The organism is Streptomyces sp. ML-6, from assembly GCF_030116705.1.
Taxonomy (GTDB): domain Bacteria; phylum Actinomycetota; class Actinomycetes; order Streptomycetales; family Streptomycetaceae; genus Streptomyces.
The window spans coordinates 4,226,970-4,251,018 of record NZ_JAOTIK010000001.1; the positions used below are offsets into that span (position 1 = coordinate 4,226,970).

Here is a 24,049-nt window from a genome sequence, read left to right on the forward strand (position 1 = left end):
AAGACGGGTCCGCCCCGCTCCCTCGTGGGGAGCGGGGCGGACCCTTTGCCTTACGGGTGGCACCGCCATGCAGCACCCAAAGGCAGTCTGGGGACGGGGCCGGTTCGCCGGAGGGGGAGGCGGTCCGCCGGTGGAAACCCACCACCGGGCGTCACTCTCCATGCCCCCGGCCCCCTCGGCCCCGTTGCCGGGCGACTATCCGAAGCGGCCCGAGATGTAGTCCTCGGTCGCCTGGACGGACGGGTTGGAGAAGATCCGTTCCGTCTCGTCGATCTCGATGAGCTTGCCGGGCTTGCCGACCGCCGCGAGGTTGAAGAACGCCGTACGGTCCGAGACCCGGGCCGCCTGCTGCATGTTGTGCGTCACGATGACGATCGTGAAGCGCTCCTTCAGCTCGCCGATCAGGTCCTCGATGGCGAGGGTGGAGATCGGGTCCAGGGCGGAGCACGGCTCGTCCATCAGCAGCACCTCCGGCTCGACGGCGATCGCGCGGGCGATGCACAGACGCTGCTGCTGACCGCCGGAGAGACCGGAGCCGGGCTTGTTCAGCCGGTCCTTGACCTCGTTCCAGAGGTTGGCGCCGCGCAGGGACTTCTCGACGATGTCCGACAGCTCGTTCTTCTTGTACGAGCCGTTCAGCCTCAGGCCGGCCGCGACGTTGTCGAAGATCGACATGGTCGGGAACGGGTTGGGGCGCTGGAAGACCATGCCGACCGTGCGGCGCACGGTGACCGGGTCCACGTTCGGCCCGTAGAGGTTCTCGTCGTCCAGCAGCACCTTGCCCTCGACGCGGCCCCCGGGGGTGACCTCGTGCATGCGGTTCAGGGTGCGCAGGAAGGTGGACTTGCCGCAGCCGGACGGGCCGATGAAGGCGGTCACGGAGCGGGGCTCCACGGTCATCGAGATGTCCTCGATGGCGAGGTGGGAGCCGTAGTAGGCGGACAGGCCGCTGACGTCGATGCGCTTGGCCATCTGGAATCACTGCTTCTTTCGTGCCGCGTCAGCGGCCGGTCTTCGGGGCCTTCCAGCGGGCGATGCCGCGGGCCACCAGGTTGAGGATCATGACGAAGGCGATCAGGACCAGCGCGGCGGCCCAGGCACGGTCGTACGACTGTTCGGTACCGACCTTGTACTGCTCCCAGATGTAGAAGGGGAGCGAGGACTGTGCGCCCTGGAACGGGTTGGAGTTGATCAGCTGGCTGCCGAAGACCAGCAGCATGATCGGCGCGGTCTCACCGGCGATACGGGCGATCGCGAGCATCACACCGGTGGTGATGCCGCCGATCGCGGTCGGGAGGACCACCTTCAGGATGGTGCGCCACTTCGGGACGCCGAGGGCGAGCGAGGCCTCGCGCAGCTCGTTCGGGACGAGCTTGAGCATCTCCTCGGTGGAGCGGACCACGACCGGGATCATCAGGATCGTGAGCGCCAGCGCACCCATCAGACCGGACGGCTGGATCTCCGCCATCAGCATGAGGGAGAGGATGAAGAGGCCCGCGACGATGGACGGGATGCCCGTCATGACGTCGACGAAGAAGGTCACGGCCCTGGCCAGGGCGCCCTTGCCGTACTCCACCAGGTAGACGGCGGTCAGCATGCCGAGGGGAGCGGAGATCAGGGTGGCGATGCCTACCTGCTCCAGCGTCCCGATCAGCGCGTGGTAGACACCGCCGGTCGCTTCGGAGCCGAGCACCCCGGCCATCGAGTGGCTCAGGAAGTAGCCGTCCAGGCGCTCCGCGCCGCGGCTGACCGTCGTCCACAGGAGCGAGGCGAGCGGTACGACGGCGAGCAGGAAGCACACCCAGACGATGCTGGTGGCGAGCCGGTCCTTGGCCTGGCGCCGGTTCTCGACGACCGAGGTCGTGACGTACGAGATGAGCACGAAGAGCAGGGCGGAGAACAGGCCCCACTGGGTGCGGCTCTGCCAGCCGGCCGCGGCGCCGATGCCCACGCCCAGCACGATCGCGACGGCCGCGAAGGCGAGCGGGGCCCAGCGGGGGAGCGTCCGGCTGCTCAGACCGTGCGGGCGGGCGGGCGCCGCCGGGACGGGCCGCTCCTGGATGTCGGTGTTCACTGCCTGGCTCATGCGTTGGCCCCCGAGTACTCCTTGCGGCGGGCGATGATGAGCCGGGCCGCGCCGTTGACCAGCAGGGTGAGGACGAAGAGGACGAGACCCGAGGCGACCAGGGCGTCGCGCCCGAACTGGTCGGCCTCGTCGAACCGCGCGGCGATGTTCTGGGCGAACGTTCCGCCGCCCGGGTTGAGCAGGTGCGCGGAGATGACGAAGCTCGGCGACAGGACCGTGGCGACGGCCATCGTCTCGCCGAGTGCCCGGCCCAGGCCCAGCATCGAGGCGGAGATCACGCCGGAGCGGCCGAAGGGCAGCACCGAGAGGCGGATGACCTCCCAGCGGGTCGCGCCCAGCGCGAGGGCGGCCTCCTCGTTCATCCTCGGGACCTGGAGGAAGACCTCGCGGCTGACGCTGGTCACGATCGGCAGGATCATGATCGCGAGCAGGATGCCGACGGTGAAGAGCGAGCGGGCGACGCCGACCTCGGTCTTCTCGAAGATGTACGTCCAGCCGAAGAACTGGTCGAGCCAGAGGTTCAGGCCCTCCAGGTACGGCACGAGGAAGAGGGCGCCCCAGATGCCGTACACGATGCTCGGCACTGCGGCGAGCAGGTCGACGACGTAGGCGAGGGGCGCGGCCAGCTTGCGCGGTGCGTAGTGCGAGATGAACAGGGCGATGCCGACGGCGACCGGGACGGCGATGACCATCGCGATGACCGAGCTGACGACGGTGCCGAAGAGGAGGACCGCGATGCCGAAGACCGGCGGGTCGCCGGCCGGGTTCCAGTCGAAGGTGGTGAAGAAGTTGCCCTCGTCCTTGGAGATGGCCAGCGAGGCGCGGTAGGTGAGGAACACGGCGATCGACGCCATGATCACGAGCAGCAGTACGCCCGAGCCGGTCGAGAGGCTCAGGAAGACCTTGTCGCCCGCGCGTCCGGTCTTCTGACCGGTGCGCTTGCGCGCCGGCGGCGCGGCGGGCGGCGTTTCTATCGGTGTGGTGGAAGCCATGGTCTTTCCGGTCTGTGTGGGGGAGCGGCGTCGGCTCCCCTGGCGGCGGTGCACCGGATGGGTGGTGGCGGCCGGTCCGGAGGGGTGCGCCGGACCGGTTCGCCGGGTGTTGCCCCGGGGCCGCCGGGCCGTGTGCCCGGCGGCGTGCTCGGTCGCCCACGAGGGAGCACTCACGAGAGAGCGCTTGCGAGGGAGTGCTCGCGGGAGGGGCGGGAGTGCTTACGAGAGGGACGCGATGGTCTCGCGGACCTTGGCGTTGATCTCGGCCGGGATCGGCGCGTAGCCGGCCTCGCCGAGGAGCTTCTGGCCCTCGTCACCGGCGGTGTAGTTCAGGAAGGACTTGACCGTGGAGAGGGTCTCGGGCTTGTTGCCCTTGTCGCAGACGACCTCGTAGGTCACCAGGACGAGCGGGTAGGCGCCCTCGGCCTTGGTGGCGTAGTCCAGCTCCAGGGCCAGGTCCTTGCCGGTGCCCTTGATCTTGGCGGCGGCGATGGCCTTGGAGGCGTTCTCCGAGGTGGCCTTGACCGGGGCGGCGCCACCGGTGTCGATGTCGACGGTGGAGATCGACTGCGAGGTGGCGTAGCTGAGCTCGAAGTAGCCGATCGCGCCGTCGACCTGCTTCACCTGGGCGGCGACACCGGAGGAGTTGGACGCGGACTGGCCACCGGGGGCCGGCCACTTCTTCTCGGCCTCGTACTTCCACTCGTTCGGGGCGGCGGCACCGAGGTACTTGCCGAGGTTCTGCGTGGTGCCGGAGTCCTCGGAGCGGTGGAAGGCCTGGATGTCCTTGTCCGGAAGCTCGGTGCCGCTGTTGAGCTTGGCGATCGCCGGGTCGTTCCACTTCTTGATCTTGTTATCGAAGATCTTGGCGAGGGTGGGGGCGTCCAGCGTCAGGCTGTCGACGCCCTCCAGGTTGTAACCGATGGCGACCGGGCCGCCGACCATCGGGAGGTTGATGCCCTGGCCGCCCTTGCACATCTTCTTCGACTCGGCGACCTCCTCGGGCTTCAGCGCCGAGTCCGTACCGGCGAAGCCGACGGTGCCCTGGTTGAAGGCGACGATGCCTTCGCCGGAGGACGACGACTTGTAGTTGACCTCGACGCCGGAGCAGCCCGCCATGTAGTTCTTGACCCAGAGGTCCATGGCGAGCTTCTGCGCGCTGGAGCCGGAGGCGAGGAGCTTGCCCTTGGCGTCGTCGCACTTGATGTTCGACGCGGCGCTCGTCTTGCCGCCGTCGCCGGTGGAGCCGCTGTTGTCGTCCGAACCGCACGCCGTGAGGACCAGGGCGCCGGAGACGGCGAGGGCACCGAGCGCGGTGGCACGAAGCCGGTTCTTGCGCTGAAGCTTCACTTTCGGGTGTTCCTTCCAGGAGCCGCCGAGGTCTTTTCGTTCTTACGACGGCGTGCGATGTGGTGGGTGCTCCGGCCTCGCGCCGCGCACCGTGCACTGCCGAAGTTAGGCAGGACAGGTGAAGTGGCCTACGGGGGAGAGTGAACGGAAGGTGAACCGTGCGGGGCGACGTGGTTCCGGCGCGCGGGGGTGCGCCTGGACGCCCGGGCCGTCACGGGGTACGGGGTGCGGGACGCCTGGCGGCCCGTTACGGGGTACGGGCTGTGGGACGCCCGGGCCGTACGGGCGCGTCCTCAGCCGCCGGACGTGGATGTGCGGCCGGGGTGGTCCGGGCGGCCGTCGGGCAGGGTGGTGAGCAGGGCGTCGAGCACGTCCCGGTCGCGGTCCTGGGTGAGCCGGGCGCGGGCCGCCGCGGGGGAGAGCCAGCACATCCGGTCCACCTCGCTGCCGGGCACGAAGGTGCCGCCGGTCGCCTCGGCGGCCCAGTAGAAGACCTCCTTGGGGCGGCCGTCGACGAGGTAGCGGACCGTGGGCAGCGGGGCGCCGGGTATGCAGTGGTGGCCGGTCTCCTCCAGCACCTCGCGCCGGGCGGCCGCCGGCGCCGACTCGCCGCGCTTCAGCTTCCCCTTGGGATGCGACCAGTCGTCGTAACGGGGCCGGTGGACCAGACAGATCTCCAGCTCGCCGGAGCGCTCGGCGCGCCGCCACAGCACGCACCCCGCGGCGAGCACCGGCCCGCGCTCACGGGTGTCCGGGGCCTGCCCGGACGACTCCCGGGCACACTCGGACGGCTCCGGGCCCCCGTCCCGGCCGTGGGCAGCAGTGAGGTCCCGGTCCCCGTCCCGCCCCCCGGTGCCGTGCCCGGTCCCGTTCATGGCCCGGCCACGGCCGCGGAGGCGTACGGCCAGCTCTCCCGGAACACGCCGCGGGCCGCCTCCACCTCGTGCCGCTGGTCGGCGTGGAGCACCCCGAGGGCGTACGCGGTCGCGGGGGCGATGCGGGGGGTGCGGGCCGCCGACGACGCCGCCGCGGCGGCCTCCGCCGCGTCCCGGTGCAGGTCCAGCGCGCGGCCCGCCGAGGCCAGGACCGGATCGGGGACGCCCCGCACCACCTCGTGGGCGTACCGGTGCAGCCGCAGCAGCAGCCGGGCCCGGTGCCAGGGCGCGTCCTGCGCCTCGTTGTACGGTTCGGCCGTCTTGTCCGAGGGGAGTGCCGCCACCGCGCCGAGCAGCTGCTGTTCGGCCCGGTCGGCGGGGCCGTACAGCATCTCCTCGGCCGACGCCCCGGCCGAGGCGGCGAGCGGCACCTCCGAGGCGAGCAGGGCCACGGCGTCGGCCACCGCGTGGAAGCGGGCGGAGCCGAGCGCCTGGAGCGCCGCGGAGTGGGCCCGGGTCCGGGCGAGGGTCAGCTGCCGTTCGAGGAGCGCCCCGGCGCGGGCGGCGCCGACACCGAGGGCGGCGCGCTCCTTGTCCCCGGCGGTGTCGGAGCCCTTGCGGGCGGCGGCGGGCAGCGAAGTACCGGACAGCGAGGTACCGGACAGTGCGTGCAGTGCTTCGAGGAGCCGGTTCAGCCGGGTCGCGTAGGCGTGTTCCCGGGCCAGGGTGCCCGAGAGCCAGGCCAGTTCGGTGCGCAGCTGCTCGGCCCAGGCGGTGTCCAGCACCGCCCGGAAGGTGTGCAGCGTGCCGCTGATCCGGCGGGCCGAGCGGCGCAGCGCCACCGAGGCGTGCTCGGCGCCGAGGCCGCCGGCGTCGGTGGGGGCGCTGCTCTCCCGGTGCAGGCGCAGGCTGCGGAGGAATTCGGCGGCCTGTTCCTGGAGGTAGGGCGCGAGCACCGCACCCGCCGTGAGGTCCGCCTGCGTCGTCTGGTGGTCATGGCGTCGCACGCCGGCGCCTCCGGGCGTCAATGAGCATTTCCTGTACGTGCCGCAGCGGTTGGCCCTCCGCGTCCGTGGCGTGCCGGGTCCAGTTCCCGTCGGGACCCAGGTGCCAGGAGGAGGTGGTGTCGGCCATGCCGGTCTCCAGGAGACGGCTGAGCGCGGCGCGATGGGCGGGGTCGGTGACCCGGACCAGTGCTTCGATCCGGCGGTCGAGGTTGCGGTGCATCATGTCGGCGCTGCCGAACCACACTTCGGGTTCGCCGCCGTTGCCGAACGCGAAGAGCCGGGAGTGTTCGAGGAAGCGGCCCAGGACGGAACGGACCCGGATGTTCTCGGAGAGGCCGGGGACGCCGGGGCGGATCGCGCAGATGCCGCGCACCCAGATGTCCACCGGCACGCCGGCCATCGCGGCCCGGTAGCAGGCGTCGACGATCGCTTCGTCGACCATCGAGTTGACCTTGATGCGGACGTAGGCGGTCCGTCCGGCCCGCTGGTGGCTGATCTCCTTGTTGATCCGGGCGATCAGCCCGTCGCGCAGGGACTTCGGCGCGACCAGGAGACGGCGGTAGGTCTCGCGGCGGGAGTAGCCGGAGAGCCGGTTGAAGAGGTCGGAGAGGTCCGCGCCGACCTGCGGGTCCGCGGTCAGCAGGCCGAGGTCCTCGTACAGCCGGGCCGTCTTGGGGTGGTAGTTGCCGGTGCCGACGTGGGAGTAGCGGCGCAGGGTGTCGCCCTCCTGCCGGACGACGAGCGAGAGCTTGCAGTGGGTCTTGAGGCCGACGAGTCCGTAGACGACGTGGCAGCCGGCCTCCTCCAGCTTGCGGGCCCACTTGATGTTGGCCTGCTCGTCGAAGCGGGCCTTGATCTCGACGAGGACGAGGACCTGCTTGCCGGATTCGGCGGCGTCGATCAGGGCGTCCACGATCGGCGAGTCGCCCGACGTCCGGTACAGCGTCTGCTTGATGGCGAGGACGTCGGGGTCGCTCGCCGCCTGTTCCAGGAAGGCCTGGACGGAGGTGGAGAACGAGTCGTAGGGGTGGTGCAGGAGCACGTCGCGTTCGCGCAGCGCGGCGAAGATGTCGGGCGCGGAGGCGGATTCGACCTCGGCGAGGTCACGGTGGGTGCCGGCGACGAACTTGGGGTACTTCAGCTCGGACCGGTCCAGGGAGGCTATGCCGAACAGCCCGGTGAGGTCGAGCGGTCCGGGCAGCGGGTAGACCTCGGCGTCGGACACCTTCAGCTCGCGGACCAGCAGGTCGAGCACGTACGGGTCGATGGACTCCTCGACCTCCAGGCGGACCGGCGGGCCGAAGCGGCGCCGCATGAGCTCCTTCTCCAGGGCCTTGAGGAGGTTCTCGGCGTCGTCCTCCTCGACCTCCAGGTCCTCGTTCCTGGTGACCCGGAACATGTGGTGGGCGAGGACCTCCATGCCCGGGAAGAGCTCTTCGAGGTGGGCGGCGATCACGTCCTCTATGGGCACGTACCGCTGCGGCGACGCCTCCAGGAAGCGGGTCAGCAGCGGCGGCACCTTGACCCGGGCGAAGTGACGGTGGCCGCTGACCGGGTTGCGTACGACGACGGCGAGGTTGAGCGAGAGCCCGGAGATGTACGGGAAGGGGTGCGCCGGGTCGACGGCGAGGGGGGTCAGCACGGGGAAGACCCGCTGCCGGAAGAAGGTGAACAGGCGGGCCTGCTCCTTCTCGGTCAGCTCGGGCCAGCGGATCAGCTGGATGCCCTCGTCGGACAGGGCGGGGGCGATGTCCTGCTGGTAGCAGGCGGCGTGCCGGGCCATGAGCTCGCGCGAGCGGGTCCAGATCAGGTCGAGGACCTCGCGGGGCTGGAGCCCGGAGGCGGACCGGGTGGCGACACCGGTGGCGATGCGGCGCTTCAGCCCGGCGACCCGGACCATGAAGAACTCGTCCAGGTTCGAGGCGAAGATGGCGAGGAAATTGGCCCGCTCGAGGAGGGGCGTCGCCGGGTCCTCCGCCAGTTCGAGCACCCGTTCGTTGAACGCGAGCCAACTGCGTTCCCGGTCCAGGAAACGGCCCTGGGGCAGTTCGTCGCCGTCCACATCGGGTTCGTACGCGTCGGCGTCGTTGTCGAGGTCGGGATCCAGGTCGGCCGCGGTGGACAGCGCGGCACCGTTGGAGGATGCGGTGGCTATGGCGTGCGGCCGGTGCGCGGCCAGTGAGCCGACCGACGGCTGCACGGCGGGCTGGACCGGGACCTCGGAGCTGGGCTGCTGGCTCATGGACCCATTGTTCCGCGCGGATGGCTCCAAGGGCGCGCCGGAGGGGGTGGAGATCGTGGGAAACGCGGAGCTCACGGCGCCCGTACGGCTCGCACGACCCGACGGGTGCGCGCGGTCGCCGCCGGGATCTCTCCCGTTGCGGGGGGTCGGCACGGCTGGCTGCATCCTGCAAGGTTGGCAAGCGCTTCTGAATGGCCGGTAACGGCGACATGACGTGCAGGAAGCGGTGTGGCGTGCGCGAGCTGTGCGCGGGGCGTGTGCGCAGGGGCGTACGGGGTGGTACGGGGCGTGTGCTCAGGGGTGTACGAGGCCTGCGGGGCGTACGGGGCGTACAGGGCGTACGGGGCGTACAGGGCGTACGGGGTGTACGGGGCGTACGGGGTGTACGGGGCGTACGGGGCGTACGGGCGTACGGGGCGTGCGGGGCCTGCCCCGTACGCCCCGCCGGCATGCCCCCGGCTCAGGACTCCGTGCGGTACATCAGGTCCACCTCGTGCGTGGCGAAGCCCATCCGTTCGTAGACGGCCAGGGCCGCCTTGTTGTCCGCGTCCACGTAGAGCATCGCGGTCGGCAGCCCCTCGGCGGCCAGGTGGCGCAGCCCGGTCGCGGTGAGCGCCTTGCCGAGCCCGCCGCCCTGCGCGTCGGGCCGGATGCCGACCACGTACACCTCGCCGAGCTGCTCCTCGGCGTGCACCTTCGTCCAGTGGAAGCCGATCAGCTCGCCGTCGCGCTCGGCCAGGAAGAAGCCCTTCGGGTCGAACCAGGGCTCCGCCTTGCGGTCGTCCAGGTCGCGCTGGGTCAGCGAGCCCTGCTCCGGGTGGTGGGCGAAGGCGGCGCGGTTCACCGCGAGCCAGGCGGCGTCGTCCTCGCCGGGCACGAAGGTGCGGATGGTGACGCCGGGCGGCAGCACCGGTTCCGCGATGTCCAGCGGCACCAACGGTCGCCGCAGCTGCCGCAGTTCGCGGAAGAGCGAGAGGCCGAGGACCTGGGAGAGGTGCCGCGCCGCGGACTTCCCGCCGTGCGCCCACACCCGCAGCCGCTTCCCGGTCGTGGCGAGCAGCGCCGCGCCCAGCGCCCGCCCGTGCCCCTGCCCGCGGTACGCCGGGTGCACGACCAGCTCGGCGGCCGGGGCCTCGACGGGGTCGGTGTCCTCCAGCTGCGCGTATCCGACCAGGGTGGTTCCACTGAGGAGCAGCAGGTGCCGCACGCCTTCCCGCCGCCCGCCCCGCAACTGCAGCCGCCCCTGCTCGGACACGGCCTGCCTGCCGTCGGACCGGGCAGCCTCCGCGAGCAGGTCCGACACGGCTGCGGCCTGCTCGGGGGAGAGCTCGTCGAGCGTCCGGATCTCGCGTCCGGGAGCGGGGAGAGGTACGTCAGTCGTCATGTCACGAGCCTACGGCGACGGGGCTGTGGCGGGGAGGGATGCGGGTGCGGTCGGGTGGCGGGCGCTTCGGTGCTCAGCCGGTGGTCTGCGGCGCGCCCACGGGAGCGGGATCGGCGAGTGGTCGGGCCGGGTGCGTTTTCAGCACGTTCGTCCGTATCTCGACTGCCCCGTACGAGTGATGCGTTCCGCCTGATACCGATATCCCCCGCATGGCAACCAGTTCGTAACCCCGAACACCTGTCGCGCTACGCGCGTTGACCCTAGGCTGCGGCACGAAGTCTCCAGACTCGTCACCACCTTCGAACCTCCCGCTGAACTCACAAGGGGACCGATGTCAGCGACACCGCAGAAGAACCGCGCGTCCCGGCGGGTGCTCGCCGCCGCGGCCGGGCTCGCCACGGTCGGCGCGCTCGTCGCCGCGATGCCCGCCGGAGCCCAGGACCGCCATGGGCACGGCCACGGCCACGGGCACCACAAGGGCCGTACCGTCGACGTACAGCTGCTGTCCTTCAACGACCTGCACGGCAACCTGGAGCCGCCGGCCGGTTCGGCGGGCACGGTCACCGAGACGCAGCCAGACGGCACGACCAAGGCGATCCCGGCCGGTGGCGTCGAGTACCTCGCGTCCTCGCTGCGCACCGCGCGCAAGGGGCACCCGTACTCGATCACCGCGGCCGGTGGTGACATGGTGGGCGCCAGCCCGCTGCTGTCCGGTCTCTTCCACGACGAGCCGACCATCGAGGCGCTCAACAAGATCGACCTCGACGTGACGACCGTGGGCAACCACGAGTTCGACGAGGGCGCCACCGAGCTGTCCCGCCTCCAGAACGGCGGCTGCCACCCGGACGAGGGCTGCTACGAGAAGGGCAAGAAGTTCGGCGGCGCCGACTTCCCCTACCTCGCCGCCAACGTGACGAAGGAGAGGACCGGCAAGCCGATCCTCAAGCCGTACACGGTGTGGAAGAAGAAGGGCGTCAAGATCGGCTTCATCGGGGTGACCCTGGAGGGCACGCCGAACATCGTCACGGCCAACGGCGTCAAGGGCCTGAAGTTCCACGACGAGATCGAGACGATCAACAAGTACGCCAAGGAACTGAACCGGCAGGGCGTCAAGTCCATCGTCGCGCTGATCCACGAGGGCGGGGCCCCGGCCTCCACCTCGTACAACTACGACTGCGACAGCTCCGGCCCCGGTGACGGCATCTCCGGGCCGATCACGGAGATCGCCAAGGGCATCACGCCCAAGGTCGACGCGCTGGTCACGGGCCACACCCACCAGGCGTACGTCTGCACCATCCCGGACCCGGCGGGCAACCCGCGCATGGTCACCTCGGCGTCCTCGTTCGGCAAGCTCTACACCGAAACGACGCTCACCTACGACCGCCGCACCAAGGACATCGTCCGTACGTCGGTGAAGTCGGCCGGTGCGAAGAACCCGAGGTCGGCGAACCACGTCGTCACCCGGGACCAGCCCAGGGCCAACGACATGACGGCCCTGATCGCCCGCTGGAACGCCCTCGCGGCGCCCATCGCGAACAAGCCGCAGGGCTACATCGGCGCCGACATCAACGGCCGCGGCTCCACCGCCCTGGAGAAGCCGCTCGGCGACCTGATCGCGGACGCCCAGCTGGAGGGCCTGGCCCCGGCGGACAAGGGTGGGGCGGTCGTCGCCCTCATGAACCCGGGCGGCATCCGCGCGGACCTGGTCCACAAGGCGAGCGGCGCCGAGGGCGACGGGGTGGTGACGTACGGGGAGGCCTTCACCGTGCAGCCCTTCACCAACATGATGAACGTCGTCGACCTGACCGGCGCCCAGCTGATCACCGCGCTCCAGCAGCAGGTCAGCGGCTCCAACGAGGCCAGCCCGAAGATCCTCCAGGTGTCGAAGGGCCTCACCTACACCCTGGACATGACGAAGTCCGGCGCGGACCGCGTGGTCACCGACACCATCGAGCTCAACGGTGAGGCGATCGACCCGGCCAAGACCTACCGCGTCGCCATGAACGAGTTCCTGGCGGGTGGCGGCGACGGCTTCGCGGCGCTCGGCGAGGGCACGAACAAGCTGGTCGGCGCCTCCGACCTGGACATGTTCAACGCCTACCTGGCGGCCCACTCCACGGCCGAGACCCCGCTGGCCCCGCCGGCGGCGGACCGGATCACGGTCATCCAGTGATGCGGTGATCCCAGTGACTCCCGTACGCGGGTGAGGAAGAGCGGTGGGTCGGCGGACCCACCGCTCTTCTGCGTTTCCGGGTGCTTGTACGGGCCCCCTCCCGCGTCCCGACCGACCAGGCCCGGCCGACTCAGGGCGCCGCCCCGCCCCGGCCCGGCCGACTCAGGGCGCCGCCCCGGGCCGGGCGAGCGTGAACCAGACCGCCTTCCGGTACGGGAAGCAGCCGCCCAGCACGGTCATCCCCCAGGCGAACGCCAGCCGTTCCACGAGCAACAGACCCCGCCCGCCCTCCTGTTCACCACGCACCTCGCGGAAGGCCGGGGGCTCGGGCAGGGCCCAGTGGTCGTCGTCCGCGACGGACACGGTGACCTGCTTGCGCTGGACGGTCACCCGGACCCGGATCAGGGGCGTACGCGTATGGCGGTGGGCGTTGGTGACGACTTCCGTGACGCACAGGCGCGCATCGTCGACCAGGCCGCAGTGTCTGCTGAGGGGCAGCAGGGACGAGAGGAAGTCCCGCGAGAGCTTCGCGGCGCCGGACGTGTTCGGCAGGACGAGCCGGTAGATCTCGCCGCCCTGCGGGTCCGGCGGTGCGGAGTGGGCGGGGGCGTGGCCATGGCCGTGGGACATGTCGTTCTCCCAACGCGGTGCGGTGTGAACGGGTGTGCGTCACTCGTCGTCCGTGGCGATGGCCGTGTACGGGCATGACTCAACGCACCTGTGCACAGCTGCACTTCGGGTTCACCGGCGTGCGACGCGAGGTGAGGCGACCATAGCCGATGCACCTCACGCGTTGGACGCATCTGTGTAATGTCATGAACGATGTGCGTCTCGGTGGGTAACGGTCCACACTGACCCGGGAGAGGAGAAGTTGATGCCATCAAGGAAGGCGCCCACGGCGCGGCAACGCCGGCTCGGCACCGAGATGCGCAAGATGCGGGAGCGCACAGGGCTTTCGCTCACCGAGGCGGCGGCCATGCTCGGCACGGACCGCACCACGGTGAGCAACATCGAGTCCGGGCGGTTCGGTGTCAGTACGGAGCGGGTTCGTACCTGGGCCGAACACTACGGCTGCTCCGACAAGGCTTACATCGATGCGCTCGCAGAGATGGCGCGGGAACGCATAAACGGCTGGTGGGAGGACTACCGGGGCGAATTCACCAGCGACCCACTGGACCTGGCCGAGCTGGAGCATCATGCCGTCGGTATCCGGTCGATCGAGATCATGCACATTCCCGGGCTGCTCCAGACCGAGGACTATGCGCGGGCCGTGTTCGCGGAGGCCGTCCCACCGCCGAGCCCGACGCGTCAACGGCGCCTGCTTTCCCATCGGCTGAAGCGCCGGGACGTACTCGATCGGGTGGACCAGCCCCGCTGCGTGTTCCTGGTCCACGAGGCTGCGCTGCGGATGACCTACGGCGGCTCCGCCATCGCGCGCAGCCAACTCGACTATCTGCTGCTCCAGTCGGAGCGGGACAACGTCATCGTCCGCGCGATCCCCTTCGCGGCGGGCGGTTTCCCGCACGCCAACAGTTCGGCACAATACCTCTACGGTCCTGTGCCTCAACTCGACACAGTGCAGACGGATACCTCGACCGGATCGAAGTTCCTGGACGCTGAAACAAGCCTTGAGAACTGGCGGGTCGCTCTGAATCGTACCGAAGAGCGTTCTCTCGATCCGGAGAAGACGCGGGACTTCATTCGTACCATCGCACTACAAGTATGAAGGCGTGAGAACAATCGAAATCCAGTGGCGAAAGTCGTCGAAGTCGTCGAATGCCGAGGGCAACAACTGCCTTGAGCTGGCCGAGCACGGCGGCGAGATCCTGATGCGCGAGAGTGACAACCCCGACGTGATCATCCGCACGACCCGCGCGAAGCTCCGCGCCTTCCTGGGCGGTGCGAAGGAGGGCGAGTTCGACGATCTGGCTTGATCTCTAGCGCTCTCGCTACCAGGCGGTTCCCATCGGCGCAGATGGGAGCCGCCTGTTGCGTATGAGGGTGGCTTGGATTGGGTGGCCGAGTTTCATGTTCCGGGTGTAATGGCCTCACCCGTTAGACGTCAAACACTTGAAACGCTCTCGCGTAAAACGCTAGCTTCGTGATGCGTCTCCGGCCGAACCGGCCCTTGGCGGGCTGTGCCCGCGATGCGCAACCCCGTTCAGCTCTGCGCCAGTTGGGCGGGGTTTCGAAGGATCGCCCCGCGCTCGCGGCTCGTCACGCCGGTTGCGGACGCGGGGCGGTTCCGATGGGGCGTCAGGAGACATCCCGTGCTCGACCGGCAATCCTTACCGTCCGCGACACGCGTGTTCTGGTGCGAGCGGGTCACCTACCGGACGATGGAGGCGGACGAGAGCGCCGAGGTGTCCCGGCATGCGGCACTCGATCCCGCCGAGGCGATCCGTTTCATCCGGCTGAATGTGCGGGCCCTGACCGCCGGGCTGTCCCCGCTCGAACGCCACCGCGCGCTGAGCTGGGTCGACGGTGGCGGCTGCGTCGGCGCCATCGGGGCCCTCCACCGGGGTGAGCCCTGCGGCTTCTCGTTGAGCTGTGGCGACGCCTGGATCGAGTGGACCGTACGCCCGGGCTTCGACTTTCTGGCTTTGTTCACGTCTTCCGACAGCGATTGTTCAGCTCGTTGGAAGGAGGTCTTTCGTGAGGGAAGTCGTTGTTCATGAGAACGGCAGCACCCTGTGGAGGCGGCCGCGGACGGTCCTCGGGATCGAACATCGCTGGCTCGTCTGACACGACCAACCGCCATCGCGGGCTTCCCCGGATGGCGGTTGGTCGTGTCTCAGTTCAGCCGGGTGGCCGCGTACGCCTCGATGGCGTCGCGCTGGTATGTCGCCAGGCCGGGAACGACGGCCTCGTATGCCGCCCGCCACGTCTCGTTGTCGACGACGGAGCGTCCGATGGCCCGGTAGTCCTCGGCAGAGACGGCACGCAGTTCGGTCAGTGCTCGGTACTGGGCATCGATCTCGGCCTGGACCGGGTCGGCGTCGGCCGGGTGGCCCGCCGCCATAAGTTCGGCCAGCCGGATCATCTGCGCGGTGCGCTCGCGGTGCGCGGCGTCCGCGTCGGACTGGCTCATCGTGTCGGCACGTCGCCCGATCTCTTCGGCGAGTTCGGGGAAGGCGCGCATGTTCTCCTCGTAGTGGGAGGGCTGAACGCCCTCGAAGAGGTTCTCCGGGCGGTTGATGGTCATGGGGTTGCCGTCCTTCCTGGACTGCTCCAGTTCGGCGATCGTGCGGGAAACGGTGCCGGCCAGTGTGTCGAGCCGGTCCCGTTCAGCGAGGAGGCGCTGGTGGTGGCCCCGCAGGGCATCCACCTCGTCGACCTGTTCTGACAGGATCCGGCCGATCTCCGGCACCCCGACACCCAGCGCCCGCAGCACGAGAATCTGTTGCAGCCGCATGAGCTGGTACTCCTCGTAGTAGCGGCGCCCGTTGGCCCCGATTCGAGCCGGCGGCAGCAGACCCGTCTCGCCGTAATGACGCAGAGTCCGGGCTGTGACGCCCGACATCCGGGCGACCTCCTCGATCGGCCAGTCCATCACGACTCCCTGCACGTGTGTCGCCGGGCCGGTTTCTCCGGCCCTGGTCACGACGGTAGAAGCTGCCGCAACGGCAACTTCAACCCCGCGAGCCAAGATCCTCGCAATCGAACAGACACGGTCCACACTGCCCGACGGACCAGTCTCCGCCCGCTGCCAGAACTCGTGAACATATGGGCCCTGCTCAGGGTCCAGGTGCCTCCCGAAGCCCTGTAGAAACGCTGTCGTCTCTCGTGAGCAGAGCCAGACTTTCCTGCACTTGCCGAGGATCTGCCGTCGGAGTAGCCGTGGTGGCGAATCGGCGGTCGGAAGCGTGGCGACTGCGAACGTCCCGTGAGGCATAGCAGGTCGATCGGGTCGCGTGCGGGGTGAAGGTGCAGGAGTGGCACTTGTAGGGGCCTGCTGTCGGTCATAGTTGGCCGATTGGCGGTTTGCTGATTGCACCAGCGACGTCAGGGTTGATAGAGATGACCATGCGAACGGTTGTTCGCCATGCGTGGGGCCGGGATCGCGGGGACGAGAGGCAGGGGGGCTTGCCGTGGTGGGGTGGGACATCAGGCCGCAGGGGGTTCAGGGCTGGCTGAAGGTGGTCGGCGGGCATGCGGGTGATCTGTAGAAGGCCCTGACGGCGATGCTGGAGGCGGCGCGGGCGGCGGGGACGGCGGTGCCGGGCGCGCAGGCGTCCACCCCTGTGCAGGGTCCGGTCGCCCCGGGGCGGGCGCCGTTGTCGCGGGCGGCGATGGGGCCGGTGGCCGCGGCGCTGGGCGAGTTCCTGCAAGGGCGTGACCGGGACTTCCGGTCGATGGCCGAGCGCACGGAGGCGTCGGTGCTGGGGGCGGCGGAGGCGACGGGGGCGTACTGCCGGGGGGATCTGGAGGCGGCCGAGCACGCGCAGGACGCGGCACGGGCGGTGCGGCTGGACCTGCTCAGGCGTGGCGGGGAGGGGCGGTGAGCGGGCCGGGACCGGTCGACCCGGTCGGCATACCCGTCTTCACCGGTGACCTGGCGCTGCTGGACACCCAGGTGACGGCCCTGTCCGGGCACGGGGCGAGGATCGCGGAGGCGGCCGGGGACGTGCACCGCAGCTTCGGCGGGCTGAGCGCCTTCTACAGGGCGCCGGAGGCGGAGCGGCTGTTCGCGACGACCGGCCCGGTCGCTCAGTGAGGACCTGGGCGTGATCGCCGGGGCGCTGAGCACGTACTCGGACGATGCGTTTCCACTGGTGGAGCGGCTGAAGGAGCTGAAGCGGGACGCGGTGGCCTTCCGGGTGAAGGTGGACGGCGACTGAATTAGATCAGCTTCGAGGCGCTGAAGGATGAAAAAAAATCATGCAGAGTGCGGAAGATGCAGAGGTTTCGGAATGGGCGGAGGGGGCTCATCGCAACGCCGTTTCTCTGGCAGCCATGTTCGGCTTGACGTCCGAGCGATACTCGAAAGATCCACTAGTGCTTCTGCCTGGGATTCAGAACTACGTGGATCGGTTGCCTCTGGATGAGTTCGAGCAATCGGACTGGATCACCCTTCATACGGATCTGACGTCGTACCTCGGCGATTTCCTGGTGCTGCAACACGGGGCGGCATGGAGGAAACTCGCCGATCAGAGTTCACCGATCGGATATCGCTACGTCATCGAGGCCGAAGGGCTGGATGGGTGCGCGTACAGCGTGGAGCCCTACGATGTGGTAATGGAAGAATTCGAGAATCTTCCCATTGAGATCGGGCGCATGATCGCAAATGCGGAAGCGGTGCTGCACGTTACGCCCAATGTTGGTTGACAACCTTCCATGATCTTCCCGCCAGAGGTGGCAGCAGCGGTGTATGTGGGGCGGGTGGCAATGAACTCAGTGGATCCGCTGTCGATGTTTTCGATAACTTCAGCGGCTGGGAAAAGTCACACGACCTCTTGGGCCCCCTTGGACGCGGTGGCGATACAGAGTCGCAGATCCGTGATCAACTACGTCACCCCGACGTCAAGTCCGACGACCTTGAACGGGCCTTGAACAACCTGGCCAATCACCAAGCTGGACGTGAAATTGCCGAAATCACCGCATCCGGAAAGTTCTGTGGCCTCGAACGTTGGCCCATTGACCGGTACTGCGATGGACGGTGTGACAGGTGGCATGCACCGGGTCGGCGCGTTCGCGACACATTTTGACAACGCAGACCGGCGGACTTCGAGGGTGGAACCATCGTGCCCGTATGTCGACTGCTGCCCGACGGGCAGTACCGCCTGCACGCCGTGTTCGCCAACCCGGCCCCCGGTCGGCATCCGTAGAGAAAGTTTTTTTATGGAAGCGCGTTTCAAGAATTTCATCAGGGTGAACCTGGGTCTTGAGCGGGGATATGAGGCGAATGGTGATCTGAGGCTCACTTTGTTGAGCTTCAGTGATTCTTACGTTGATTTGATTCGTACAGGATTCGAGGAGGTCATTTCGGATGACTCCTTCGGGTCGGCCGAATACGAGCAACTGGCTGATATTGAATTTCCCGACCGAGAAACCCTGCAAGCCCATCTTCGCGACATGTGTGATTATTTGTTCAATGATGCACCGGAGCAGCCACTGCCGCCCGGTTAGTCAGCGAATTAAAGTCATGAGGTCGGAAAGTCGAACAGTTACCTGTTCCCGGGGGGTTTGAAATCGGCGTGACGTCGCCTCCGGCGGATATTGCGCAGCGACTGGCCGTTCAGATCGGGGTCGCACTGCGCCCCGCGCGCATCGGGAGCGTCTCCGCCCATGTCGAGAGCGGCGGCCTGATCGTCAGGAGCGGTGATGACGTCCGTGAGGGGAGACCCGTTCCTGCTCGGAGCCTCGGCGCTTCTCGACCATGTCGGCGTCAGCCTTGTGACGTTATCCGGTGCCTGGGTGTCGTGCGATCTGAAAGGCCGTACCCAGCCCGCTCTGCACACAGCGAATGTTCCGCGGCCGGCTACTGCCCTTCGTGAGATCTCGGAAGCGCTCGGCTCGGAGACCGGCCCGGGCGACCCGACCTGTTTCGGTGAGCCGACGGAAACCGGAATCGGCGGATGCTTCGACCGTGACGGCGTTGCCTCGGAGGTCTGGGGCGGTTTCGAGATCCCCTACCGGTACTCGAAGTTCACTCATGCTCCGGGGTTCGGTCGCATCGGCTGTGCGCGGTCCGCAATCTTGCGAGTGCCCCGGTTCCCGGACCGGCGTCGGCCCCATTCCCGTTGTGACGTGCACCCGCCATAATCCCTGGGTCCGACCCCCCGGCAGACGGAGGCACCCCCGCATGAGCCCGTACACCGCCACGCGCCGGAACTTCCTGGCCGGTGCTCTCGCCGCCACCGCCACCGTGTTCGTCGGTACGGGCTCCGCGGGTGCCGACGGCCGTCGGGTCTTCACCACTCAGGACTGGATGGCCGCCGTCCCCGACGGCACCGAGCTGCGGGCGCTCACGATTCCCGGCTCGCACGACTCCGGCGCCCGCTACGGCGGGCCCTGGACCGAGTGCCAGAACACCACCATCGCCGAGCAGTTGAACAGCGGCATCCGCTTCCTCGACGTGCGGTGCCGGGTCACCGGCGGCTCGTTCGCGATCCATCACGGGGCCGCGTACCAGAACCTGATGTTCGGTGACGTGCTGGGCGCCTGCTGGGACTTCCTGGCCGCACACCCCACCGAGACCGTGCTGATGCGGGTCAAGCAGGAGTACTCGGAGGAGAGCGACGCGACGTTCCGGGCGGTCTTCGACGACTACCTCGACAACCGGGGCTGGCGCCCGCTCTTCCGCATCGACGGTGCGCTGCCCTCGCTGGGCGGGGCCCGCGGCAAGGTCGTGCTGCTTGCGGACAACGCCGGTCTGCCCGGCGTCCGCTACGCCGACCCGGCGCTCTTCGACATCCAGGACGACTACATGGCGGAGCCGTTCGCCAAGTACCCCAAGATCGAGGACCAGTTCCGCAAGGCGGCCCGGCAGCCGGGGAAGCTGTACATGAACTACGTCAGCACGGCCGCCCTGCTCCCGCCGCGCTGGAACGCCGACCGGCTCAACCCGCAGGTGCACTCCTTCCTGGACGGCTCGGAGGCGGCGGGCTGGACCGGGCTCGGGATCGTCCCGCTGGACTTCCCCGCCACTCGGTCCGGCCTGGTGGAGTCACTGATCCGGCACAACCCGGGCAATTGAGCGACGAGTTACCGAGTGCTGAGTACCAGGGGAGCACACTTTCCGGGCGGGGCGTGGTGGGGAACGGTGGAAGCGGATACTGGCTCCGAAGACGGACACGGACGAGGAGCACACCAGTGACCAGCGACCATCGGACGGGGCCGCCCCGTTTCGGCAGCGAGCGCGACATGCTGCGGGCCTTCCTCGACTACCACCGGGCCACTCTCGCCATGAAGTGCGAGGGGCTCACCGACGAGGAACTGCGGCAGCAGTCGATGCCGCCCTCCACGCTCTCGCTGCTCGGTCTGGTGCGGCACATGGCGGAGGTGGAGCGCGCCTGGTTCCGCCGGGTGTTCGAGGACCACGACGTTCCCCTGGTCTGGTCCGACGTGACCGACTTCCAGGCGGCCTACGACGCGAGCACCTCGACGCGTGACGAGGCGTTCGCCGCCTGGGAGGCCGAGGTGGAGAACTCGCGCCGCATCGAGCGGGAGTCCGAGTCCCTGGACCGGCCCGGGTACCAGCCGAGGTGGGACGAGGAGGTGTCGCTGCGGATGGTGATGGTGCACGTGCTCCTGGAGTATGGCCGCCACAACGGGCACGCGGACTTCCTGCGGGAAGGCGTCGACGGGACCGTGGGCGCGTGAGGCCCGGGGAGTGAGGCCCAGGGGGTGCCGGGGCTGAAACGGCCCGGCCGGGGAGGCGCCGGCCCCGGCGCAGAGCGCTTTTGTTTCTACTGACCAGCAGGATCCACCCGAGTCGACCACCCCCCGTCGTCCCGGTCTCACAACTGCGGCGGTGGCTGGGGTGCCCCCGGGAGGCGGATCGCCGCCACGGTGCCGTCGCCGTCCTCCGCCGGGCGCAGCGCGACGGTGCCGCCCGCCTGCTGGACCGTGCGGGCCACGATCGACAGGCCGAGGCCGGAGCCGGGGAGCTGGCGGGCGGACGGGGAGCGCCAGAAGCGGTCGAAGACGTGGGGGAGTTCGTCGGCGGGGATGCCGGGGCCGTGGTCCCGCACGGTCAGTTCGCCGTCGCGCAGGGCGACCTCGATCGTGCCGCGGGGCGGGCTGAACTTCACCGCGTTGTCCAGGACGTTGACCACCGCACGTTCCAGCGCGGCCGGTTCGGCCCGTACGTACCAGGGGGTCAGGTCGGCCCTGATCGTCAGTTCGGGGCCGCGCAGCCGGGCGCGTTCCAGGGCGGTGTCCGCGATGTCGTGCAGGGCGACGACCTGGAGCGGGCCGGGGCCCGCCGCGTCGGGGCGGGACAGTTCCTGGAGGTCGCCGATGAGCGCGGCCAGCTCGGTCATCTGTGCCTTGACCGACTTCATCAGGGCCCGGCGGTCGTCCGGCGGGATGGCCCGGCCGGTGTCCTCGCTGCGGGCGAGGAGTTCGATGTTGGTGCGGAGCGAGGTCAGCGGGGTGCGCAGTTCGTGCCCCGCGTCCGCGATCAGCTGGGACTGACGGTCGCGGGAGCTGGCCAGGGACGCGGTCATCGAGTTGAACGAGAGGGAGAGGCGGGCGATCTCGTCCTCGCCCTCGACCGGGATGCGGACGGTCAGGTCCTCGGTGCGGGCCACGTGCTCGACGGCCCGGGTCAGCTGGTCCACGGGGCGCAGACCGGTGCGCGCGACCCAGAGGCCGGCCGCACCGGCGCCGACCACCCCGATGCCGGAGACGGCCAGGAGCACCCAGGCGAGGGTGGAGAGGGGCCGGTCGACCTCGCTGACGGGGCGGGCGAGGGAGAGGGCCAGTTCCATGTCGGGCAGGCCGAGCCCCTGCGAGACCCGCAGCGGGGTGGTGTACACGCGCATCCGCGCCCCGTCGGCCGCGGTCGCCCAGTGCAGCGTGTCCGCCCGCTCGTGGCCGATCACGGCGAGGTCCGTACCAGTGACCGGCAGCTGGGCCGCCCCGGGCGCGATGCAGACCGTGCCCTGGGAGTCGACGATCTGGACGGTGAAGCCGGAGTAGGGCTGAGGTGGGAGCTGGGTGGTTCCCCGGCAGTACGTGTACAGCTCGGTCAGGTAGCGCTTGTCGACCCGGGTGTCGCGCAGTGAGGCGTCCAGCTGGTTCTCCAGCTGCACCTTCACCATGAACCAGCACGACGCCGCGACCGCCGTCACCGCGACCGCCACCGCTGCCGCGACCAGCAGGGCGAGCCGGGTGCGCAGCGGACGGGCGCGGAACCGGCGCAGGATCCCGGTCATCCGTCACCGCCGCCGGTGCGGAGCGCGTAACCGACGCCCCGCACGGTGTGCACGAGCCTCGGTTCGCCGCCCGCCTCCGTCTTGCGGCGCAGGTACATCACGTACACGTCCAGGGAGTTGGAGCTCGGTTCGAAGTCGAAGCCCCACACCGCCTTGAGGATCTGCTCGCGGGTCAGCACCTGGCGCGGGTGGGCCAGGAACATCTCCAGCAGGGTGAACTCGGTACGGGTCAGCTCGACCCTGCGGCTGCCCCGGGTGACCTCGCGGGTGGCGAGGTCCATCCGCAGGTCCGCGAAGGCCAGCACGTTCGCGTCGGGGGCGCCGGCGCCGGCCGCCGGCGCCGCGTAGGAGCTGCGGCGCAGCAGGGCCCGGATGCGGGCGAAGAGCTCGTCCAGCTCGAAGGGCTTGACCAGGTAGTCGTCGGCGCCCGCGTCGAGACCGGTGACCCGGTCGCCGACGGTGTCGCGGGCGGTGAGCATCAGGATGGGGGTGGTGGTGCCCGCGGAACGGAGCCGGCGGGCGGCGGTCAGGCCGTCCATCCGCGGCATCTGGATGTCGAGGACGATGAGGTCGGGGGCGTACGTCTCCGCCCTGGCCAGGGCGTCGAGGCCGTCGACGGCGACCTCGGTGCCGTAGCCCTCGAACGCGAGGCTGCGCTGCAGGGCCTCGCGCACGGCGGGCTCGTCGTCGACGATCAGGATGCGCTGCGGATCGTCTTCGGCGGGGCTCATCGCTCGTGGTCCTCTTCTCGTTCCGTACGTACGGCCGTCCGGTCCTACCGGTCCTACCGGTCCTACCGGTCCTTCGCTCTCAGCCTCGCACGGCCGTCGCCTCAGGAGTTCAGGAGCCTTCGCCGGACCGCAGGGTGTCGAGGTCGGCCTTGAGCGTGTTCACGGGGATGGCGAAGCCGAGGCCCACGCTGCCCGCGCCCGAACTGCTCGACCCGCCGGACGAACCCGCCGAGTACATCGCGGAGTTGATGCCGATGACCTCGCCGTTCATGTTGATCAGCGCGCCGCCGGAGTTGCCGGGGTTGAGCGAGGCGTCGGTCTGGATGGCCTTGTACGTGGTGGTGGACTCGCCGGTCTCGCCGTTGAACTGCCGCCCGCCGAACTCGAACGGCCACTGCTCCTGGCCGCCCTGCCGCTGCCCCTGTCCCCGGCCGTGGTCGTCGTCCTTGGTGACCGTGACGTCGCGGTCGAGGGCGGAGACGATGCCGCTGGTGACGGTGCCGGTGAGACCCTCGGGCGAGCCGATCGCGACGACCTGGTCGCCGACCGCCACCTTCGAGGAGTCGCCCAGCGTCGCCGTCCTCAGCCCGCTCGCGCCCTGGAGCCTGATCAGCGCGAGGTCCTTGTCGGGGTCGGTGCCGACGACCTCCGCGGGGTACGTCCGGCCGGTGCTGAGCCGCACCTCGATCGAGGAGGCGCCGGAGATGACGTGGTTGTTGGTGACGACCTCGCCGTCGGACGTGATGACGACGCCGGAACCGGTGGACTCGCCCGCCGCCGAGGTCGCGGTGATCTCCACGATCATCGGCGACACGGCCTCGGCGACTCCGGCGACGCTGCCCTTGTTGCTCTGCGAGACGGTGGTGCCGGGGACGACGCCGCTGCTGCTCGTGGTGGTCGTGCCGGCGCCGGTGAGCTGGGCGACGGCGGCGGCGGTGCCGCCGCCGACGACCGCCGCCACGATCGCCACGGCCGTCAGCAGGGCGACCGGCCGCCGGGCCCGGCGCCGGGCCGGTACCGGGCTCGGACCCGAGCCTTCGCCACTGGGCCCGCTCTCCCCCCCGTGACCGCCGTTACCGTTGTGACCACCGTGCCCGCCGGAGCTGCCCGGACCGGGCCACACGGTGGTGCCGGGGCCCGTCGCGATCGGCTCCGTGGGCCGGTGGGCCGGCGGCGGGTAGGACGCGTCGCCGTTGCCGTACGAGGGGTACGTCGGGTACTCGCCGCTCGGGCGCTGGCTCTCTGTCATGCGTATGAGCGTGTCCGGCGAAGATGAGAGAAACCTGAGCGTGCCCTGAGAAGCCCGGCAGAAGCCCGTATGTCCG

At 69.5% G+C, this 24,049-nt stretch carries 23 protein-coding genes; 10 read left to right on the top strand and 13 right to left on the bottom strand.

The annotated features are described in order from the left end of the window. Nucleotides 1–195: 195 nt before the first annotated feature. The 8 genes from pstB to mshD all read right to left on the bottom strand — a co-directional run bounded on the left by pstB (nt 196) and on the right by mshD (nt 9,936). Complete coding sequence (gene pstB / locus OCT49_RS18705) at nt 196–972, bottom strand: phosphate ABC transporter ATP-binding protein PstB (RefSeq protein ID WP_283853000.1); 777 nt, start codon at nt 970–972, stop codon at nt 196–198. Between the two features lie 28 nt (nt 973–1,000). After that, the gene (gene pstA / locus OCT49_RS18710; RefSeq protein WP_283853001.1) at nt 1,001–2,086 is read right to left on the bottom strand and encodes a phosphate ABC transporter permease PstA; all 1,086 of its coding nucleotides are present in this window, start codon (nt 2,084–2,086) and stop codon (nt 1,001–1,003) included. After that, the gene (gene pstC / locus OCT49_RS18715) at nt 2,083–3,078 is read right to left on the bottom strand and encodes a phosphate ABC transporter permease subunit PstC (RefSeq protein WP_283853002.1); all 996 of its coding nucleotides are present in this window, start codon (nt 3,076–3,078) and stop codon (nt 2,083–2,085) included. Before pstC ends, pstA begins: the two co-directional genes overlap by 4 nt. A 219-nt stretch (nt 3,079–3,297) precedes the next feature. Then, complete coding sequence (gene pstS / locus OCT49_RS18720) at nt 3,298–4,428, bottom strand: phosphate ABC transporter substrate-binding protein PstS (protein WP_283853003.1); 1,131 nt, start codon at nt 4,426–4,428, stop codon at nt 3,298–3,300. Nucleotides 4,429–4,721: 293 nt separating this feature from the next. Next, nucleotides 4,722–5,303 (bottom strand): NUDIX hydrolase, encoded by a 582-nt coding sequence (locus OCT49_RS18725; RefSeq protein WP_502963394.1) that lies wholly within the window; start codon nt 5,301–5,303, stop codon nt 4,722–4,724. Further along, nucleotides 5,300–6,310 (bottom strand): CHAD domain-containing protein, encoded by a 1,011-nt coding sequence (locus tag OCT49_RS18730; RefSeq protein WP_283853004.1) that lies wholly within the window; start codon nt 6,308–6,310, stop codon nt 5,300–5,302. The genes OCT49_RS18725 and OCT49_RS18730 overlap by 4 nt, the downstream gene beginning before the upstream one ends. Further along, nucleotides 6,297–8,552 (bottom strand): RNA degradosome polyphosphate kinase, encoded by a 2,256-nt coding sequence (locus OCT49_RS18735; protein ID WP_283853005.1) that lies wholly within the window; start codon nt 8,550–8,552, stop codon nt 6,297–6,299. Before OCT49_RS18735 ends, OCT49_RS18730 begins: the two co-directional genes overlap by 14 nt. Before the next feature lie 460 nt (nt 8,553–9,012). Then, complete coding sequence (gene mshD, locus OCT49_RS18740; RefSeq protein ID WP_283853006.1) at nt 9,013–9,936, bottom strand: mycothiol synthase; 924 nt, start codon at nt 9,934–9,936, stop codon at nt 9,013–9,015. 331 nt (nt 9,937–10,267) lie between these two features. Between mshD and OCT49_RS18745 the strand changes: the two genes are divergently transcribed. Beyond that, nucleotides 10,268–12,109 (top strand): bifunctional metallophosphatase/5'-nucleotidase, encoded by a 1,842-nt coding sequence (locus OCT49_RS18745; RefSeq protein ID WP_283853007.1) that lies wholly within the window; start codon nt 10,268–10,270, stop codon nt 12,107–12,109. A 162-nt stretch (nt 12,110–12,271) separates the two neighbouring features. On the opposite strand, the gene OCT49_RS18750 is transcribed toward OCT49_RS18745, so the two are convergent. After that, nucleotides 12,272–12,739, bottom strand: coding sequence for an ATP-binding protein (locus OCT49_RS18750; RefSeq protein WP_283853008.1), 468 nt, complete (start codon nt 12,737–12,739; stop codon nt 12,272–12,274). A gap of 244 nt (nt 12,740–12,983) precedes the next feature. On the opposite strand from OCT49_RS18750, the gene OCT49_RS18755 reads away from it, so the two are divergent. The 3 genes from OCT49_RS18755 to OCT49_RS18765 all read left to right on the top strand — a co-directional run bounded on the left by OCT49_RS18755 (nt 12,984) and on the right by OCT49_RS18765 (nt 14,787). Further along, nucleotides 12,984–13,835 carry a helix-turn-helix domain-containing protein gene (locus OCT49_RS18755; protein WP_283853009.1) on the top strand — a complete coding sequence of 284 codons (852 nt, stop codon included), beginning with the start codon at nt 12,984–12,986 and terminating at the stop codon, nt 13,833–13,835. Between the two features lie 13 nt (nt 13,836–13,848). Next, nucleotides 13,849–14,043: a DUF397 domain-containing protein gene (locus tag OCT49_RS18760; RefSeq protein ID WP_283855851.1), complete on the top strand. Its 195-nt coding sequence runs from the start codon at nt 13,849–13,851 to the stop codon at nt 14,041–14,043. Between the two features lie 336 nt (nt 14,044–14,379). After that, entirely contained in the window at nt 14,380–14,787 is a 408-nt protein-coding gene (locus OCT49_RS18765) for a hypothetical protein (protein ID WP_283853010.1), read from the top strand. A 116-nt stretch (nt 14,788–14,903) separates the two neighbouring features. Here OCT49_RS18765 and OCT49_RS18770 read toward each other — a convergent pair whose 3' ends face one another. Beyond that, nucleotides 14,904–15,662: a MerR family transcriptional regulator gene (locus OCT49_RS18770; protein WP_283853011.1), complete on the bottom strand. Its 759-nt coding sequence runs from the start codon at nt 15,660–15,662 to the stop codon at nt 14,904–14,906. A gap of 631 nt (nt 15,663–16,293) precedes the next feature. Here OCT49_RS18770 and OCT49_RS18775 point away from each other — a divergent pair. The 6 genes from OCT49_RS18775 (at nt 16,294) to OCT49_RS18800 (ending at nt 20,434) form a co-directional block, all read left to right on the top strand. Next, the gene (locus OCT49_RS18775) at nt 16,294–16,614 is read left to right on the top strand and encodes a DUF6507 family protein (RefSeq protein WP_283853012.1); all 321 of its coding nucleotides are present in this window, start codon (nt 16,294–16,296) and stop codon (nt 16,612–16,614) included. Beyond that, nucleotides 16,611–16,826 (top strand): hypothetical protein, encoded by a 216-nt coding sequence (locus OCT49_RS18780; protein ID WP_283853013.1) that lies wholly within the window; start codon nt 16,611–16,613, stop codon nt 16,824–16,826. Before OCT49_RS18775 ends, OCT49_RS18780 begins: the two co-directional genes overlap by 4 nt. 164 nt (nt 16,827–16,990) lie before the next feature. Continuing rightward, entirely contained in the window at nt 16,991–17,437 is a 447-nt protein-coding gene (locus OCT49_RS18785; protein WP_283853014.1) for a hypothetical protein, read from the top strand. Nucleotides 17,438–17,950: 513 nt separating this feature from the next. Beyond that, nucleotides 17,951–18,238: a hypothetical protein gene (locus tag OCT49_RS18790; protein WP_283853015.1), complete on the top strand. Its 288-nt coding sequence runs from the start codon at nt 17,951–17,953 to the stop codon at nt 18,236–18,238. Between the two features lie 676 nt (nt 18,239–18,914). Next, entirely contained in the window at nt 18,915–19,808 is an 894-nt protein-coding gene (locus OCT49_RS18795) for a phosphatidylinositol-specific phospholipase C (RefSeq protein ID WP_283853016.1), read from the top strand. A gap of 116 nt (nt 19,809–19,924) precedes the next feature. Further along, on the top strand, nt 19,925–20,434 hold the full coding sequence (locus OCT49_RS18800) for a DinB family protein (RefSeq protein ID WP_283853017.1): 510 nt from the start codon (nt 19,925–19,927) through the stop codon (nt 20,432–20,434). A 137-nt stretch (nt 20,435–20,571) separates the two neighbouring features. Here OCT49_RS18800 and OCT49_RS18805 read toward each other — a convergent pair whose 3' ends face one another. From OCT49_RS18805 to OCT49_RS18815, 3 genes are all read right to left on the bottom strand, one after another. Continuing rightward, nucleotides 20,572–21,993 (bottom strand): sensor histidine kinase, encoded by a 1,422-nt coding sequence (locus tag OCT49_RS18805; RefSeq protein ID WP_283853018.1) that lies wholly within the window; start codon nt 21,991–21,993, stop codon nt 20,572–20,574. Beyond that, nucleotides 21,990–22,724: a response regulator transcription factor gene (locus tag OCT49_RS18810; protein WP_283853019.1), complete on the bottom strand. Its 735-nt coding sequence runs from the start codon at nt 22,722–22,724 to the stop codon at nt 21,990–21,992. Before OCT49_RS18810 ends, OCT49_RS18805 begins: the two co-directional genes overlap by 4 nt. A 109-nt stretch (nt 22,725–22,833) precedes the next feature. After that, nucleotides 22,834–23,973 carry a S1C family serine protease gene (locus tag OCT49_RS18815; protein ID WP_283853020.1) on the bottom strand — a complete coding sequence of 380 codons (1,140 nt, stop codon included), beginning with the start codon at nt 23,971–23,973 and terminating at the stop codon, nt 22,834–22,836. Nucleotides 23,974–24,049 lie beyond the last annotated feature (76 nt).